13 protein-coding genes are annotated in these 17,391 nt (G+C 70.7%); 3 read left to right on the top strand and 10 right to left on the bottom strand.

What is annotated here, in order from left to right:
* Positions 1–57: 57 nt before the first annotated feature.
* Positions 58–1,098, top strand: coding sequence for an alpha/beta hydrolase family protein (locus ACH4TV_RS21165; protein ID WP_398400218.1), 1,041 nt, complete (start codon positions 58–60; stop codon positions 1,096–1,098).
* 57 nt (positions 1,099–1,155) lie between these two features.
* Here the strand turns inward: ACH4TV_RS21165 and ACH4TV_RS21160 are convergent, their stop codons facing one another.
* Together ACH4TV_RS21160 and ACH4TV_RS21155 are read right to left on the bottom strand one after the other, a co-directional pair.
* Entirely contained in the window at positions 1,156–2,712 is a 1,557-nt protein-coding gene (locus ACH4TV_RS21160; protein WP_398400216.1) for an alpha-L-fucosidase, read from the bottom strand.
* A 19-nt stretch (positions 2,713–2,731) separates the two neighbouring features.
* Positions 2,732–4,585: a family 20 glycosylhydrolase gene (locus tag ACH4TV_RS21155; protein ID WP_398400214.1), complete on the bottom strand. Its 1,854-nt coding sequence runs from the start codon at positions 4,583–4,585 to the stop codon at positions 2,732–2,734.
* A 261-nt stretch (positions 4,586–4,846) separates the two neighbouring features.
* Here ACH4TV_RS21155 and ACH4TV_RS21150 point away from each other — a divergent pair, with 261 nt between their 5' ends.
* Complete coding sequence (locus ACH4TV_RS21150; protein ID WP_398400212.1) at positions 4,847–6,190, top strand: amidase; 1,344 nt, start codon at positions 4,847–4,849, stop codon at positions 6,188–6,190.
* 124 nt (positions 6,191–6,314) lie between these two features.
* Here the strand turns inward: ACH4TV_RS21150 and ACH4TV_RS21145 are convergent, their stop codons facing one another.
* Together ACH4TV_RS21145 and ACH4TV_RS21140 are read right to left on the bottom strand one after the other, a co-directional pair.
* Complete coding sequence (locus tag ACH4TV_RS21145) at positions 6,315–6,803, bottom strand: GNAT family N-acetyltransferase (protein ID WP_398400734.1); 489 nt, start codon at positions 6,801–6,803, stop codon at positions 6,315–6,317.
* A gap of 60 nt (positions 6,804–6,863) precedes the next feature.
* Positions 6,864–7,037 carry a hypothetical protein gene (locus ACH4TV_RS21140; protein WP_398400210.1) on the bottom strand — a complete coding sequence of 58 codons (174 nt, stop codon included), beginning with the start codon at positions 7,035–7,037 and terminating at the stop codon, positions 6,864–6,866.
* Positions 7,038–7,381: 344 nt separating this feature from the next.
* On the opposite strand from ACH4TV_RS21140, the gene ACH4TV_RS21135 reads away from it, so the two are divergent.
* The gene (locus tag ACH4TV_RS21135) at positions 7,382–8,182 is read left to right on the top strand and encodes an SDR family oxidoreductase (protein ID WP_398400208.1); all 801 of its coding nucleotides are present in this window, start codon (positions 7,382–7,384) and stop codon (positions 8,180–8,182) included.
* A 60-nt stretch (positions 8,183–8,242) separates the two neighbouring features.
* On the opposite strand, the gene ACH4TV_RS21130 is transcribed toward ACH4TV_RS21135, so the two are convergent.
* From ACH4TV_RS21130 to ACH4TV_RS21105, 6 genes are all read right to left on the bottom strand, one after another.
* Positions 8,243–9,757, bottom strand: a complete 1,515-nt coding sequence (locus ACH4TV_RS21130) for an SDR family NAD(P)-dependent oxidoreductase (RefSeq protein WP_398400206.1) — start codon at positions 9,755–9,757, stop codon at positions 8,243–8,245.
* Between the two features lie 115 nt (positions 9,758–9,872).
* The gene (locus ACH4TV_RS21125) at positions 9,873–11,219 is read right to left on the bottom strand and encodes a wax ester/triacylglycerol synthase family O-acyltransferase (RefSeq protein ID WP_398400204.1); all 1,347 of its coding nucleotides are present in this window, start codon (positions 11,217–11,219) and stop codon (positions 9,873–9,875) included.
* Between the two features lie 169 nt (positions 11,220–11,388).
* On the bottom strand, positions 11,389–13,701 hold the full coding sequence (locus ACH4TV_RS21120; RefSeq protein WP_398400202.1) for a GH92 family glycosyl hydrolase: 2,313 nt from the start codon (positions 13,699–13,701) through the stop codon (positions 11,389–11,391).
* A 265-nt stretch (positions 13,702–13,966) separates the two neighbouring features.
* Positions 13,967–15,187 carry a glucose-1-phosphate adenylyltransferase gene (gene glgC, locus ACH4TV_RS21115; protein ID WP_398400200.1) on the bottom strand — a complete coding sequence of 407 codons (1,221 nt, stop codon included), beginning with the start codon at positions 15,185–15,187 and terminating at the stop codon, positions 13,967–13,969.
* A 53-nt stretch (positions 15,188–15,240) separates the two neighbouring features.
* Positions 15,241–16,410: a glycogen synthase gene (gene glgA / locus ACH4TV_RS21110; protein WP_398400198.1), complete on the bottom strand. Its 1,170-nt coding sequence runs from the start codon at positions 16,408–16,410 to the stop codon at positions 15,241–15,243.
* Between the two features lie 37 nt (positions 16,411–16,447).
* On the bottom strand, positions 16,448–17,200 hold the full coding sequence (locus ACH4TV_RS21105; RefSeq protein ID WP_398400732.1) for a (2Fe-2S)-binding protein: 753 nt from the start codon (positions 17,198–17,200) through the stop codon (positions 16,448–16,450).
* Between the last annotated feature and the right edge of the window lie 191 nt (positions 17,201–17,391).

Here is a 17,391-nt window from a genome sequence, read left to right as displayed (position 1 = left end):
GAGGGTCACGCGACCCTGCCGGGGGACACGGCGGGCCCTGGTGGGGACAATGGCCGTATGCGGCTGAGGGGAACGATCCGGGTCATCACCGTGCTGGCGCTCGCGGCCGCGACGGGCTGCACCGCGGGCGACCGCGCCGACGACGCGCGCACAAGCCCGTCGGCGTCGGCCCGCGCCACTGGTGCGAGCCCCACGGCAACGCCCTCCCCTGCTCCGACACCCACTCCGGTCGACCCCGTCTCGCTCCCGGCCCTGATCCAGCGCGAGCACAAGGGTTCCGGTCTGAAGCTCGGCACCGTACTGGCCCGTACCTCCGCCTACACCAGTTACGAGGTGACGTACGAGGCGAACGGGCTGACGATCTCGGGTCTCATGAACATCCCCGTGGGCAAGGGCCCCTTCCCCGCGCTGGTGCTCGCGCACGGCTACATCGACCCGGCGGTCTACACCACCGGCCGCGGCCTCAACCGCGAGCAGGATCTCCTCGCCCGCAACGGCTACGTGGTCCTGCACACCGACTACCGCAATCACGCGCGCTCGGCCAAGGATCCGGACAACGACCGCAGCCTGCGCCTCGGCTACACCGAGGACGTCATCGGCGCCGCGATGGCTCTACGGTCGTCCGGGCGCCCGGAGATCGACGGCGACCGTCTCGGTCTCCTGGGCAGGTCGATGGGCGGCGGAGTCGTCTACAGCACCCTGGTCGTGGCGCCCGGCCTGTTCGACGCCGCCGTCGCCTTCGCACCGGTCAGCTCGCACCCCGAGGAGAACATCGACCAGTTCCAGCGTCCGAACGGCGATCCGCTGGTCGCCGAGATCGAGAAGGAGCACGGCACCCCCGGGGCGAACCCGAAGTTCTGGCGCGAGGTCTCCCCCCTCACGTACGTCGACCGGGTCACCGAACCCCTGCTGATCCACCACGGCATCGTCGACGAAACCTGCCCCATCGCCTGGACCCGGGAGACCGTGGCCGCGTTCGAGAAGGCGGGCAAGGACGTCCAACTGCGCACGTACCAGGGTGAGGGTCACACGTTCTACGGGCAGTGGCCCCGCTCCATGAACACCACCATGGCGTTCTTCGAACGGCACCTGCGCTGAGCGAGGAGCGGTCACCAGGTCCCCGACACCGCACTGGTGACCGCCCGCTCGCTTCCCTCAGACCTGCGAGCGGTACAACCCGAACTCCGCGATCCGTACGGCACTTCGGGCCTGCCTCACCCGTACCCGCCACCGCCGGGCCCGGACAGGCGCCGCCAGCAGCAGAATCCGGCTCGCCCCCACCGTCCCCGCTCCCGCCACCCGGGTCCAGCCACCCCTGACGAACGCCTCGACGACGAAGCTCTCGACCTGCTGCCCGTACCGGATGTCCTCCGCGAGCCGCACCCGGTCCGCCTCCCGCTCCGTGCCGAGGTCGACCGTGACGACACCCGGCGTCCGGGTGACCGAGGCCCCGGCCGTCAGGTCGGCCGGCAGTTCACGGTCGACGCGCTCCCGGAACTCCCGCAGCCGGGTGACGTCCGAGGCGGCCAGGAGACCGTCCGTGTCCGGCGGGACGTTGAGGAGGAGTACGGCGTTCCGGCCGACCGAGCCGAAGTAGATCTCGGTCAACCGGTCGACGGACTTGGGCTGTTGGTCGGCGTGGTAGAACCAGCCGTCCCGGATGGACACATCGCACTCGGCGGGCCACCACTGCACGTAGTCGGCGACGGAACGGGCGGCGACGAGCGCGTCCCGGCCGCCCATGTCCGCCGCGTCGTACGAGAGCGCGAAGTCGGTCTTGCCGTAGTCCTTCTCGGTGACCGGTACGACGCTCCACTCGTTCTCGCGCGCCAGCCCGCCCTCGTTGCCGACCCAGCGGACATCGGGGCCGGAGACGGCGATCGTGGCGTCGGGGGTGAGGGTGCGGACGAGGGTGTACCAGCTGTCCCAGTCGTACTTCTCGACCTTGTCAGGCGGGATGTGCCCCTGGGCACCGTCGAACCAGACCTCGTCGACGGGACCGTACTCGGTGAGGACCTCGTAGAGCTGGTTGAGCATGTGGGCGCCGTAGTCGGTCGCGGGGAGAGTGAACCGCGGGCCGTCCGGACGGTCGTCGTTCTCGACCGGGGTCGGGATGGTGTGCTCGGTGCGCGCGCTGCCGTTGGCGTAGACGCCGTGGAGGTACTGGTTCTCGTCGGCCGGGGAGATGTACACGCCGACCTTGAGTCCGTACCGCCGCATGGAATCGGCGAACGAGCGCAGCACATCGCCCTGCCCGCCGCGCCAACTGCTCGACACCACCGAGTGGTTGGTGTAGCGGGAGGGGTAGAGGACGAAGCCGTCGTGGTGCTTGACGGTGAGGATGGCGAGCTTGAAGCCGCCGTCACGCAGGGCCCGCGCCCACTGGTCGGTGTCGAGGCCGGTCGGCTGGAAGACGTCCGGGTCCTCGTCGCCGGTGCCCCATTCGAGGCCGGTGAAGGTGTTGACGCCGAAGTGCAGGAACGCGGTCCGTTCCAGCCGTTGCCAGGCGATCTGCCGTGCGGTGGGCCGGACTTGGGACGCCTTGCGGACCAGGACGTCGGCGGAGTCGTCGGGGCTGACGGGGATGCGGAAGTTCGGTTCCTCCGCGAACGGAACCGAACCCGGGGCGGTGGCGGCCAGGGCCAGTGAGGTGCCTCTGGAGGCGACGAGCGCGGCGGCTGCCGTAACGAAGAGACGTCTGGAGACGGCCATGAGAGCGGTGCTCCTCGGGTCAGTGGACGGTGGTCAAGTGCCAGACAGCGGGCGGGCGTTGGTCCGGCGGGTACTGCACGAGACGACCGTCGTCACTCACGTGCACCGCCATCCGTGTGATCGCATTGACGAGCCGGTAGCCACCGGCGGCGGGCGCCAACTCCCAGCGCTGCACGGTGTTCGTGGCGTCGCAGGTCTGCGCGGAGACCTCGACGCCGGGCTGGAGCGGGGTGTTGAGCGTGAGTTTCCCGCCGCGCACCTCCAGGCAGCCGGCCCCGGTCCGCAAGGTGACGTATCCGTCGGGTGTGCGCCGCACGTCGGCGGTGAGGGAGACGGTCCCCGCCCCCAACGTGTACGTCCCGTCCGCGACCGGCACCCGTGTCAGGTCCCGCCGGCCGGGCGCGTGCCCGACAGCCGTCCCTCGCGCGGTGAACTCGGCGTACGTGGCGTCGGGATGCGGATCGCCCCAGGTGGCCTGCGCGACATGCCGCAGCGCGGGGTCGGTGTCGACGGCGACCTCGTTCTCGGTCTCGCCGCGTCCGTTGTCCGGCCAGAGGCTGATCTTCGCACCGGTGATGCCCTTGCTGGAGGCGAGCTTCTCGCCCTCGAAGCTCCTCGGGTCCCAACTCTGGTCGTACAGGCCCTTGGTGTCGGTGTGGAAGCCACCCCGGACGAGGTACAGCGCATAGGCGGCGTTCATCAACGGGTAGCCCTGTGCCACGAGTTGGCTCGGTTTCACGGCCACGTTCAGCCAGTGCTCGACCGTCGTGCCGGCGGTCACCGGGACGGTGTTGGCGCCGGTGAGCCCGTCGTTCCAGATGCGCAGTTTCCTGCCCTTGGCGGCCAGATAGGCCTGGACGCGGTTGACGAAGTCGATGAAGGCGTCCTGGGGTGTGGCGTTCGCCCCGTACTTCTCCCGTGCGTACCGCAGGACCTGCGGGTACTTGGCGAAGTCGGAGCCGAGCATGTACTCGTCGGCGCCCATGTGCCAGGAGCCGCCGGTGAACACCTGCGCGTACTCGTCGATCAGGCTCGTGTAGTAGTCGAAGGCGGCCGGCTGGGTGATGTCGAGCCTGCTGGGCTGCTTGTTGCCGTCGGAGTCGGTGAGCTGGAGGTCAGGGCGGTTCTCGATCCAGGGATCCATGTGGCCCGGGGAGTTGATCTCCGGCACGATCTCGACGTGGTACTTCTCGCCCAGAGCGACGAGCCGCCGGATCTCGTCCTTGGTGTAGTAGCCCCAGGTGTTGGCCTCGGGGTGCGCGTCGCTCTTCACCTTGAGTTCGAGGAGCAACTGGTTGAGCTTGTGGTACGCCATGTCGCGTACGAGGTTCTCCAGCCACGGTGTCGAGATGTGGACGTAGCAGGCGCACACGCCGACGCCCCGCTCCGCGTACCGGGGCACGTCGACCGTGCGCCCGGCGGGGATCCTCTCGCCCTGCGCGAGGAGTTGGAGGAGGGTGCGGGTGCCGTAGAAGGCGCCGGTCTCGGTCGCGCCGGTCACCGACAGCCGTGCGCCCGCCCGGAGTTCGTACCCCTCCGTACCCAGAGCGGCCCTGCCCGGCCGGACGTCGATAACGATGTCACCGGTGCGCGCACCGCCGCCCACCACGGGCACGGTGCCGTGGCCCGCCTCGCGCAGATCGTCGGCGAGAGTGTCCGCGACCCTGCGCTCCGGTGCCGTGTCGGCCACCAGCCGTACAGAGCTGGCGTACCGGTAACTCCCCTGCTCCGGAGTCCAGTTCGCGAGGGCCGGCACGGTGACCGGAGTCGCCGCCGCTGCTGCCCCCTCCGGCTGCGCGGACGCCGGGACCGGTGCGGCCAGCAGAAGGGCCACCAGCGCGCCCAGGAGCCGACGTCTTGGATACGTACTCATCTGGAAGCTCCCATTCATCGGAGGTGTGATGATTGAGCGCACCTCAGGGAGTGTCAATGGGGTCTCGCACCAGGGAAGTTCGGCCAGTGATCGGATGACCAGCGACTCTGCGAGCGGAAGTGGATGCCCCGGCACACAAAAAGTCCAAGAGGCCCGGCGTGAATGTCCAAGCACGACGACACTCGACGCTCTGCGTACTCACGAGTAGCCTCATCGCCTCACGCGTAGCACCATGTGTCGTATCCACTCCGAGGAGCCCCCGTGACCAGCTGGGTCGGCCGTACCGCCATCGAGATCGCCGCCGCCGTACGCGAGAAGCGCGTCACCCCGCGTGAAGTCGTGGCCGAACATCTCGCGCGCATCGAGCTGCTGGACGTCCGCGTCGGAGCGTTCCGCCGGCTGCGGGCTCACGAGGCGCTGGCCGAGGCCGACGAGGTGGCGGCCCGCGCCGATCTGGCCGACCTCCGGCTCGCGGGCGTCCCCGTGGCGGTCAAGGACAACCTGGGCGTGCACGGCGAGTCGACCCGGCACGGATCCACCGCGACGCCCGACACCCCCGCCGACCACGACCACATCACCGTGGCCCGGTTGCGCGCGGCGGGCGCGATCGTCATCGGTGTCACCAATGTGCCGGAACTGTGTGTCTGGGGCACCTCGGAGGGCGCGCTCGGCACCGCACGCAACCCGTGGGACACCACCCGAACGGCGGGCGGCTCCTCAGGCGGCAGCGCGGCCGCCGTGGGCGCCGGGATGGTGCCGATCGCGCTGGGCAACGACGGTATGGGTTCGCTGCGCATCCCCGCCGCCAACTGCGGTGTCGTCACCATCAAGCCAGGCTTCGGGGTCGTCCCGGCGGGCATCGGCAACGGCGACTGGTTCGGCATGTCCGAGAACGGCCCCCTGGCGACGACGGTGGCGGACGCCCGCCTGATGCTGTCGGTCCTCGCGGACACGGAGTTCGTACGCTCGGAGGCGCACGCCGGCCGCAGGGTCGCCGTCTCCGTCCGCAGCCCCATCGCCGGCGTCACCGTCAGCAGGCCGTACACGTCGGCCGCGCGCGAGGCCGCCGCGCTGCTGGACGGCGCCGGTCACCAGGTGCGGCCCGCCGACCCGCCGTATCCGCTGTCGATCGGCGTGACCTCGTTCACGCACTGGACGGCGGGCACGGCCCGGGACGCGGAAGGGCTGGACCGGACCGAGCTGGCCCGGCGCACCCGGGTCCACGCGGCCGTCGGGCGCCGGTTCGTCGGGTATGTCGAGCGGGGACAGCACAAGCAGCGACTGCGCCGGCGCCTGGAGCCGTTCTTCGCCGAGCACGACGTCCTGCTCACCCCGGCGCTCGCCCGGCGTTCGCCGACCGCCGCTGCCTGGCACGAGCGGGGCTGGCTGCGCAACGTCCTCGCCAACACGAACTACTCGCCGATGACACCCCCGTGGAACCTGACGGGCTGGCCGGCGATGTCCGTGCCCTTCGGCACGCTGCCGTCGGGCGCGCCCTGCGCCGTACAGCTGGTGGGGCGGCCGGGCTCGGAGGCCGTACTCCTCGATGTGGCCCAGCAGTTGGAGGAACTGCACCCGTGGCAGCGGACGGCTCCGCTCGCCTGAGGGTTCCGTTGGAAGAGCGGTGCTGAATCTGCGGGCCGGTGGGGGCTGGTCGCGCCCCGCGGCGGAGCCGCAGATCGATACAGCCCCGCGCCCCTTTCAGGGCGCGGTCGCGCGCCCGGCCGGGTCAGTCGCCGAAGGACTTGTGCATGATGTGCAGGCCCACCCGGCCGTGCCGGGGATGGTCGAACGCGTCCGGCACCGTGCCCAGGATCGTGAAGCCGAGCGAGGTCCACAGTTTGACCGCCGGGTTGGTCTCGACGACGGCGTTGAAGACCATGCCCCGATAGCCGTGGGCCTCTGCCTCGCTCAGGACGTGTTCGGCGAGGGCGCGGCCGATGCCCCGGCCGCCGCAGTCGGGGTCGACCATGAAGCCGGCGTTGGCGATACGGGCGGCGGGGCCGCCGTAGTTGGGGGTGAGGTAGGCGGAGCCGACAACAGCTCCGTCGGTGTCCTCGGCGACGTACACACGCTTGGCCGGGCTCATCCACAGGGCACGGGCCGCTTCCTCGGAGGTGTCCGGGTCCCAGGTGTAGGTGTCGGCGGCGGCGACGATGCGGTGCCAGAACGGCCAGATCCGCGGCCAGTCACCAGCCGCGGATTCCCTGATCATCAGCATGAGCGCGAGTCTGTCACGCCCATGCCGACGGCGATCTCGATGGGTCCCGTGGGGGCGTCAGTCGACGCTGGGCAGGATGTGCGGCTCGGCCAGGTCGTCCTCGTAGCCCGCCAGGCGGATCGGGGCCGACCTGGCCCAGACCTCGAGGCTGCCGAGCTGGTCGCTCCGGTCGACTGGGCCCGCCGTGCGTTCTGCAGGGCCTTCTTCGAGATTCGTCTTCTCCGGTGTCACCGCGCACTCCTTATGTGTCGGGTCACCCTCGGGACCTTCAGGACCAGTCTGTCGCCGGTCGCCTGACGTCCACTCGGGTGTGAGTCAAGAGCAGTAGGACGCGGTGGCGCCGGTGACGGACCGTGGGTGTGGGTGGAACCCAGTCGTGCTGCCCGTCGACCCCAGTATTAACCAAATGAGCGGGTGTCCGCTCGATGGGGTGAAAACAAGCGGTAAAGATCTCACGTCGCTCAGTGTTCATTCAGCCATAATCTGCGGTTGTTTGTTACCTGGAGCGCGGTTTGCGTATCACCCGTACGGCCCAGGGACTGTTGGCTGACGACCCGTCATGAGACGGTACGCGGATGATGGCGCCGTACGGACTCGACGGCAGGGTCGCCCTGGTCACCGGGGGCACCCGGGGGATCGGGCTGGCCGTCGCCGGGGCGCTGGTGCGGGCCGGGGCCCGGGTGTGCGTGACGGCCCGCGATCCGGACGGGGTGGCCCAGGCCGCCGAGGCGCTCGGCGGGGTCGGCCTTGCGGGCAGCGTCGCCGATCCGGCGCACCTGCGGGTGTTGACCGAGTTCACACTCGACGCGTTCGGACGCATCGACATCCTTGTGAACAACGCGGCCACGAACCTCCCCTACGGCCCGCTCATGGACGCCGACCCGGACGCGTGGCGTGACGCGTTCACGGTGAACGTCGAGGCTGCGCTGCGGCTGACGCAGTGCGTGTGGCGGGCGTGGATGCGCGAGCACGGCGGGACCGTGGTCAACATCTGCACGGAGGGCGCCACCCATGTCGGTCCGAACGTCGGCGCGTACGGCACCAGCAAGGCGGCGCTGCTGCACCTCACGCAGCAACTCGCGGGCGAGCTGGCCCCAGGGGTGCGGGTCAACTCGGTCTCCCCTGGCCTCGTCCGCACGGAGATGGCCCGCTTCGTCTGGGAGCACGGCGAGGACGCCGTCGCCGCCGGGCTCCCTCTCGGCCGGATCGGCGAACCCGAGGACGTCGCCCGAGCGGTGCTGTGGCTGGCCTCGGACGCCGCAGAGTGGATCACCGGGGCAGACCTACTGGTGGACGGGGGAACACGAGTACGCCCAGCACACACGACAGCGGCGTACACGGTTCATGAACACTTACGGCGACACGAACCCACCTAAGGGGCGCGGGGAACTGCGCCACCAGCCCCCACCGCCCCGCAGGCGCACCACCCACACCCGCTACCACTTACCAGGCGCGTAGTCCTTCATAAAGACCCCGTACAGATCCTCCCCTGCCTCGCCGCGCACGACCGGGTCGTACACACGCGCCGCACCGTCGACGAGGTCGAGGGGTGCGTGGAACCCCTCGTCGGCCAGGCGCAGTTTGTCGTGGTGCGGGCGCTCGTCGGTGATCCAGCCGGTGTCGACGGAGGTCATCAGGATGCCGTCGGTCTCGAACATCTCCTGGGCGCTGGTCCGCGTCACCATGTTCATGGCGGCCTTCGCGGCGTTCGTGTTCGGGTGGCCCGCACCCTTGTAGCCGCGGCCGAACACGCCCTCCATCGCCGAGACGTTGACGACGTAGGCACGCTTGCTCACCGCCGCGCGCGCGGCCTCGGCCATCACCGACCGCAGGTTGCTGATCAGGATGAACGGCGCCGTGTAGTTGCACAGCTGCGTCTCCAGGAGCTCCACCGGGGAGATCTGGTCGATGCTCTGCACCCAGGTGTTGCTGTCGACGACGTCGGGGAGCAGACCGCCCGCGTCGATGGCGGAGCCGTCGCGGTGCCGGGCCACGCTGGCGTTGCCGGCGACCAGGGCGAGGTCGGCGACCTTCTGGGCGTCGAGGCCGCTGATGCCGACGGGCAGCGCGGCCAGTCCGTCGACCGCGCCGGAGTTGAAGGCGCCGATGACGTGGTGGGCGGGCAGTTCACCGGCCGGCAGCGGGGCGCTCTCGCCCTCGACCAGCGCGGCGTACGCGGAGGGCAGCCGGCGTACCGTCTGGGTCGCGTTGTTGATCAGGATGTCGAGAGGGCCCTGCTCGACGATCCGGTCGGTCAGGGCCACGACCTGGGCCGGGTCGCGCAGGTCGGTGCCGACGATCTCCAGGCGGTGGATCCAGTCCGCCGAGTCGTCCATGGCCTTGAAGCGGCGGATCGCGTCCTTCGGGAACCGTGTGGTGATCGTGGTGTGCGCGCCGTCGCGCAGCAGCCGCAGCGCGATGTACATGCCGATCTTGGCCCGGCCGCCGGTGAGCAGCGCGCGCTTGCCGGTGAGGTCGGTGCGGGCGTCGCGGCGGGAGCGGTTCAGGGCGGCGCAGTTCTGGCAGAGCTGGTGGTAGAAGTAGTCGACCTCGACGTACCGGGTCTTGCAGGTGTAGCAGGAGCGCGGGCGCTGGAGTATCCCCGCGATCTGCCCCTCCTCGGTCACCGACGACGGCAGGATGCCCTCGGTCTCGTCGTCGATGCGCTGGGCGGAGCCGGTCGCCGTGGACTCCGTGACCGCCTTGTCGTGGGCGGTCTTGGCGGCCCGGCGCTCCTGCCGGCGGCGCTGCTTGACCATCCGGTAGACACCGGCGGTGGCGCGGCGCACGGCGATGGCGTCGGGGTGGTCGACGTCCAGCTTGTCGAGCTCTTCGAGCACACCGAGGCAGACGGCCATCCGCTCGGGGTCGATGCCGGGGCCGTAGGACGCGTCGCCCACCCCGTCGGACATGTCGTCCATGGCCGTCGGGCCGTCCTCTGTCACCGTCATCGCGCTGCCGTTCCCTGGGTCACCCGCGCGGCGCTCCGACCGCGCTCGCTCTCGAACAGGCGATTTTACGGAGCACCGGGCGAAGTAACCAAACCCGTGACGATCGTGAGGTTGCTCACGGGGCGCAGGCGGTGACCAGGGCCGCCACTTCCTCGGACACCGCGGCGGCGAACCGGTCCAGGTCCGGGACGGCCGCCGCGTCCGCGACGAGCCCGAAGTGGACCTGCCCCCGGTATGTCGACATGGCGACCGCCAGCGACTGCCCGTGGGCGAGCGGGGCGAAGGGGTAGACCTCGGCGAGCGGGTTGCCGCCGAGCCGCAGGCCGAGGCTGGGCAGCGGCACGCTGGTGACGAGGATGTCGAACCAGAGCCGGGCGGCCTGCTTGACGAGCGGTCCGCCGAGCCGGTGCCCGAGCGGCGGCACATGGTCGGCGAGCAGCGCGACCGCCCCCGCGCCCCGCCCGGGCCCCGCGTCCTTGTTGCGGTCCATGGCCGTACGGACCAGGTCGAGGCGCCTGAGCGGGTCCGGATCGTCGACGGGCAGCCGCATCAGGTACCCGGAGAGCCGGTTGCCCTGCGGGTGCGCGGTGCGCGGACGCCGTTTGGAGACGGGGATCAGGGCGCGCGGGGCGACTCCCTCGCTGCCGTCGCCGCGCTCGTCGAGCCAGCGCCGCAGGGCCCCCGCGACGACGGCGATGAGTACGTCGTTCACGGTGCCGCCGACCGTCTTGCGGACCCGGTGGACGTCGTCGAGGTCGATGAGGACACCGGCGGTGCGGCGGGTGCCGGTCGGCTCGGCGACGAGCGCGGGCGACGAGCGCGTGTTCAGGTTGCCCAGGCCCGAGCGGGCGACGGAGGCGCCGATGTCCAGGGCGCGGCCCACGTCGGAGAAGGCACCGCGCACCAGCCCGGGCACCTTGCGCACGTCGGGGAAGAAGCTCCCGGCCGGCTGCTCGGGACGGGGGCGGGGCTTGGGCAGGTCGAGGGGGTCCATGACCCCGGCGGCGAGCGTCAGTGCCCGCAGGCCGTCGGCCAGGGCGTGGTGGAACTTGAAGAGCACGGCGAAGGAGGTGCCGTCCTCGCCGGGCAGCACGTGCGCCTCCCAGAGCGGCCGGTCGCGCTCCAGCGGGCGTTCCATGAGCCGTCCGGCGACGGTGTGGAAGTCGGCGGTCGGGGCGTGCAGCCGGACGTGGTCGAGCGGGTCGAAGTCCGGGACGCTCTCGCGGGTGGCACCTCCGAAGGCCAGCGGGAGCAGGGGCTGCCACATGTCCCGGATGCGCATGCGCAGTCCGGGTACGGCGGCGGCGCGGGCGGCGAGCAGATCGGCCGCGTGGGCTCCGGCGGTGGGCGAGTGGGCGGAGAAGACACCGAGTGCGCCCAGGTGCATGGGGTGCAGGTCGGACTCGATGTTCCAGAACGCCAGGTCGAGGGGGGCGAGCAGGTCCGAGGTCTCAGAGGTCAAGGGATCGCTCTCGCGTCGACGACGGGTGAGTCAGCAGTCAATCGCCTACGGGCGATTACGGTCAAGTACGATCAAGCTACGCACAGTTAACAACGGATTAAGTCCCGCCACCCTTGCAAGCGGCGGGACTTGTGTGCCGAATGGGGGGCGCTTCAGAACGTGCGTCGCGTCACCTCAGGGCGGGCGGCGCCGCATCCGTGCCCGTCCCCCACTCCGACGGCTGCCCACCGACCGTGAAGTCGAGCGAGCGGGCACCCCGCAGCGTCCCGCTGGTCACATACGTACGGCCGTAGGACACGCCGTCCACGCTCACCGACTGGACGTAGCGCCGACTGTCCGACGTACCCGGTGCGGTCACCGTCAGGGTGCCGAGCGGGTAGTAGCGGCGGTCGAGGGTGAGGTCGACCCGGTCGAAGAGCGGGGTGGACAGGCCCCAGGTGTCGTAGCCGGGCTGGACCGGGAAGATCCCGATCGCCGACAGGACGTGCCAGGCGGACATGGTGCCCATGTCGTCGTTGCCGGTCATGCCGGTCGGGCCGTCCGTGTAGAGGGTCAGCGCGGTGTGCACCACCTCGGTCGTCTTCCAGGGCTGTCCGGTGGAGAGGTAGGTGTACGGGGCGGTGAGGTCGACCTCGTTCTGCGGGTTGTACTTGTACGCGTTGTAGTAGGCGTACGGGCCGTTCACCCACACCTCGCGGGCCGCCTTGGCCGGGTCCTCCATCATCTGCTCGTACGCGAAGAAGGCGTCGAGCCGGTCGTTGGCCGCCTGCCGGCCGCCGAGCAGGTCCACCAGGCCCGGCAGGTCCTGCGGAACCAGCCACTGGTACTGCCAGGCCGTGCCCTCGTGGAACCCCTCGCCCTTGGCCGGATCCGGGTCGCCCGCGAAGGCCCCCGAGGCGTCCCGGGGTCGGAAGAAACCGGTCGAGGGGTCGAAGGCGTTTCGGTAGTTCTGCGATCTGGCCGAGTAACGGGCGGCGTCGGCCTCGTGGCCCAGCTCGCGTGCCATCTGGGCCAGCATCGCGTCGGACAGGGCGTATTCGAGGGTGACGGACGCGCCCCAGTGGTAGTCCGAGTCGCCGAGCTTCGTCCGCGGGCGGCCCTTGAGGTAGGGCGCGAAACCGTCCGCGATGTACTCCCGGTTCGCCTCGCGCCCCAGCATGGGCAGGGCGGCGGGCGGCACGCCGTCGGCGTTCTTCCGCAGGGCGCGGTACGTCCGCTCCTCGTGGCCGTGCAGCAGCCCCTGCTGGTAGGCGTGGGTGAGGAACGGGGTGACCGGGTCGCCGGTCATGATGTTCGTCTCGACCGTGCCGTAGCCCCACTTGGGCAGCCAGCCGCCCTCCTCGTCGATCTTCAGCACCGAGAGCGCCATGTCACGGGCCTCCCGGGGCGCGAGCAGCGACAGGAGCTGCGCCTGGGTGCGGTAGGTGTCCCAGAGGGACCAGTTCTGGTAGTACGTGAAGTCCCGCGCGCGGTGGATCTTCAGGTCCCAGCCGGTGTAGCGGCCGTCGGCGTCGCTGCCGATGTTGGGGGCGAGGAAGGTCCGGTAGAGGGACGAGTAGAAGGTCCGGCGGAGCGTGTCCGAGCCGCCGGTCACGCCCACGTCGTCGAGGCGCGCCTGCCAGGCGTCCCCGGCCGCCTCCCGTACTTCGTCGAATCGCCGTCCGCCCTCGGCGCTCAGGTTGCCTGCCGCGCCGGCCGCGTCGACGTACGACAGGGCGGTGGTCGCCTCGACGGTGCGGTCCCCGTCCGTCGTGTCGAAGCGGACGTACGCGCCGTCGCCCCCGGTCCGGGACCCGCCGGTGACCGTGGCGCCGTCCCAGGTGCCGTACGTGGTGAAGGGCCGGTCGAAACGGGTGACCGTGTGGACGGTGTACGGCTTCGTGCCCCGGCAGAAACCTGAGCCGGTGATCGTCGTGCGGACGGTGCGGTCGTCGAGGATCTCGACACGGCTCGCCACCTTCGTGTGCAGCGACTGGCCCGCGTTGAGCAGCACGTTGGCCTTGGTGGTCGCCGGGAAGGTGTAGCGCTGCACGCCGGTGCGCGCGGTCGCCGTCAGCTCGGCGTCGATGCCCGTGTCCAGGCCCACCTTGTAGTAGCCGGGGCTGGCCCGCTCGTTGTCGTGGCCGAACTCGGCGGCGTAGGACGCGTAGTCGGTGCTCGTGATGTCGCCGGTCGTGGGCAGCACCGGCAGGTCGCCCCCGATCCGGCAGCCGACGCCGGAGAGGTGGACGAGGGAGAAGCCGCGGATGCGGGTCTGGGAGTAGCGGTAACCGGTCTTGTGCCCCGTGTCGGGCGAGAGCTGGACCATGCCGAAGGGCACGGCCGCGCCGGGGAAGGTGTTGCCCTCGTTCTCCGTGCCGATGAACGGGTTGACCAGGTCGGTGAGCCGCTCGGCACGGGCCTGGGCGGCCGGGGCGGCGAGCGCGCCGGCCAGCAGGGCGGCGGCCGTCACCGCTCCCGCGGTGCGCAGCGTCCATCTCAAGGGGAAGACCTCCGTCGGTTCGGGCAGATGTCGGGGCGGCCCACGGCCGGGGGTCTTGGGGGATCCCCCGGAAAAATGCAGTACCCGGGGGCCGTGTCCGGGATCTGTTCCTCGTGAGGCGCCCGGATCCCCGTCCGGCCCGGCACGGTCACCTCGCGGCCGTACCGCAACAGCCCGTTCGGCTCACAAGCCGGAGCCCCGGACACGCCGACGGCCCCGGTGAGCACGGGCTCACCGGAGCCGTCGACGTGTGCGTTCCTGGTGTCTACGAGACGTGCTGGCCCTTCCCGAGGCCGATCACGCCGCCCTTGGAAACGGTGTACAGGTCGGCGTCCCGCTCCGGGTTGACGCCGATCGTCGCGCCCGGCGGGACCTCGACGTTCTTGTCCAGAACGGCCCCGCGCACGATCGCCCCCCGCCCGATGCGCACGTTGTCGTGCAGGATCGACCCCTGGACCACGGCCCCCGGGTCGACACGCACCCCGGGCGAGAGCACCGAGCGCGTGACCTGACCCCGGATCAGACAGCCCGCGCTGATGATCGACTCGCTGGCGATGCCGCCGGCGTTGAAACGGGCCGGCGACAACTGGCCGGAGTGGGTGTAGACGGGCCAGCTGCGGTTGTAGAGGTTGAAGGCGGGGCGCTCGGCGATCAGGTCCATGTGGGCGTCGTAGTACGCGTCGAGCGTGCCGACGTCCCGCCAGTAGCCCTGGTCGCGTGTCGTCTCACCGGGCACGTGGTTCTCGCTGAAGTCGTACAGCTGGGCCTCGCCCCGGTCCGTGAGCGCAGGCAGTATCGAACCGCCCATGTCGTGCACGGAGTCGCCGTCCTCGGCGTCCCGCTGGAGCGCCTCGATAAGGGCCTTGGTGGTGAAGACGTAGTTGCCCATCGAGGCGAAGACACTCCCGGGGTCGTCGGGCAGACCGGGCGGGTCGGCGGGCTTCTCCAGGAAGCCCTGCACGCTCTGGCCGTCCGAGCCGGGGCTGATCACGCCGAAGGACGACGACTCGGCGCGCGGCACCCGTATACCCGCGACCGTGACCCCGGCGCCGCTGTCGATGTGCTGGTTGACCATCTGCCGGGGGTCCATGCGGTAGACGTGGTCGGCGCCGAACACCGCGACGTAGTCGGGCTGTTCGTCGTGCACGAGGTTGAGGGACTGGAGGATGGCGTCCGCGCTGCCCAGGTACCAGCGCGGCCCGAGGCGCTGCTGGGCGGGGACCGGGGTGACGTAGTTGCCGAGCAGACTGGACATCCGCCAGGTGGTGGTGATGTGCCGGTCCAGCGAGTGCGACTTGTACTGCGTGAGCACGCAGATGCGCATGATGTCACCGTTGACGAGGTTGGACAGGACGAAGTCGACCAGGCGATACGTTCCGCCAAAGGTGACCGCCGGTTTCGCACGGTCCGCGGTCAGGGGCATCAGGCGTTTGCCCTCCCCGCCCGCCAGTACGATCCCGAGCACAGAAGGCCCACCACGACGCATCGCCGCTCCCCTCACCGTGGTTGTGCACGATGCTTGCCCGTACGCCGGTCGGGCTAAGCCTGTTGAGCCTGTTTGACGATCTCCTCGTACAGCCGGACGGTGCGTCGGGCCACCGTGTCCCAGCCGAACTCCCCCACCGCGCGCTCCCGTCCGGCGTCGCCCATCCGCCGCGCGCCCTCCGGATCACCGAGCACGGAGTCCAGGGCCCGCGCGAGGCCCGCCTCGAAGACCCCCGGGTCCTCGTCCAGGGAGACGAGTACACCCGTCTTGCCGTCCTCGACGACCTCTGGAATGCCCCCGACACGCGAGGCCACCACGGGAGTTCCGCAGGCCATCGCCTCCAGGTTGACGATGCCCAGGGGCTCGTACACCGAGGGGCAGGCGAACACGGCGGCGTGCGTGAGGAGTTGGATGACGTCCGGGCGCGGCAGCATCTGCGGGATCCAGAACACTCCCTCGCGTACGGCGCTCAGCTCCTGGAAGAGTTCGCGGAACTCCCGGTCGATCTCCGGGGTGTCCGGGGCGCCCGCGCACAGCACGACCTGGGCCGCCGGGTCGATGTCCCGTACCGCGCGCAGCAGATGGGGGACGCCCTTCTGGCGGGTGATGCGGCCGACGAACAGGACGTACGGGCGGTCGGGGTCGACGCCGATCCGGGTCAGGGCGTCGGTTCCGTGGTCGGGGCGGTAGAGGGTGGTGTCGATGCCGTTGTGGACGACGTGGACGGTGGCCGGGTCGAGGGCCGGGTAGCAGGCGAGGATGTCCTCGCGCATGGCCCCGGACACGGCGATCACGGCGTCGGCCGCCTCGATGGCGGTGCGCTCGGCCCAGCTCGACAGGGCGTAGCCGCCGCCGAGTTGCTCGGCCTTCCAGGGGCGCAGGGGCTCCAGGGAGTGCGCGGTCATCACATGCGGGATGCCGTACAGGAGCTTGGCGAAGTGGCCCGCCAGATTGGCGTACCAGGTGTGGGAGTGGACGAGTTCGCGGCCTTCGAGGGCGGCGGCGATGGAGAGGTCCGTGGAGAAGGTGCGCAGGGCGTCGTTGGCGGTGTCCAGCGCCGGCCAGGACCGGTGGCGGATGACGCCGACTCCACGGCCCTCGCCCCAGCAGTGCACCTCCAGGTCGGTGAGGGCGCCCAACTCCCGGGCTAGGAACTCGACATGGACACCCGCGCCGCCGTACACGTCCGGCGGGTACTCCCGGCTCAGCAGGCCCACTCGCACCCAAAACCCCCTGTCTCAGCAGCTGGTTCCCACATGGTCACCCAGATGCGGCCCCCGGGGAAGACCGCGGGTCCCTCATGAAACAGCAGTCGCCGCAGACCCCGCCGCCCGGCACCCGGTAGTAGAGGCAGCAGCTGCGGCGCCGGAAGGCGGTGCCGGTGAGGGTGCCGGTCGGGGCGAGGCGGGGGTGGGTGAACAGTTCGGCGGCGAGGGCATGGGCGCGGACACCGGCGTCCGTGCCCGCCCCTCGCGCCCAGCGGTCCACCTCGCGGGCTGCCCCGGCGAGCGCGGAGCCCGCGTTGCCCCACAGCAGGCCCTCGGCGACGCCGTACCGGGCGTGCAGGACGGCCGTGAGGGGCTCCAGATGCCCCCGTACGACGATGTCCGCGACCGTCGCCGCGTCCGCCGGTCGGGGGCGTACCTCCGCCAGCCACAGGTCGTCAGGGGCGCTCGCGGCGGCGTCCCAGTGGAGGAGGAGCGGGTCGAGGTCGGGGACGCTGCCGTAGCGGACGGCGCAGCCCAGCGTGATGGACCACAGCCGGGCCGCGAGCGCCTGCTGGGCGATCGACGCGGAAACCCGCAGCTCAGGAGCCTGGAGACGCTCCGTAATCATGCGGACGCGCAAAGTTACGGAATCCTCATAAACATCCTCGCCGCGATGCGCGTAGGTCTGCGCGAGTGGCGGCGGCGGGTCGGCAGGTGCTCCGGCCGTGCGTAGTACGAAGAAGCCGCCGAGCGGGCGAAGCGCCGCGAGATCAGGGTCGAGGTCCACGAGGGGCAGTAGTACCAGGTCGGTCAGTGGCTGTGCGCAGCTGCCGCACCCCCGCGTCACCCACCCTGGGGAGGACGTGGGGCCCGGCGTACTCCATCGGCAGTAGGACCCAATGACTGCTCAGGTACGACGACGTGGCGCTCGCGAAGGGGGATCGTAGTGACTATGGAAGCCGACCGTTCGCCGCGCCGGGCCCCCCGCCCCCGTCG

Origin of the sequence: Streptomyces sp. NPDC020898, from assembly GCF_044333925.1 — a bacterium.
Classification (GTDB): Bacteria; Actinomycetota; Actinomycetes; order Streptomycetales; family Streptomycetaceae; genus Streptomyces.
The sequence above is the reverse complement of the archived record's forward strand: the minus strand, read 5'-3'. Positions and strand labels throughout refer to the sequence as shown.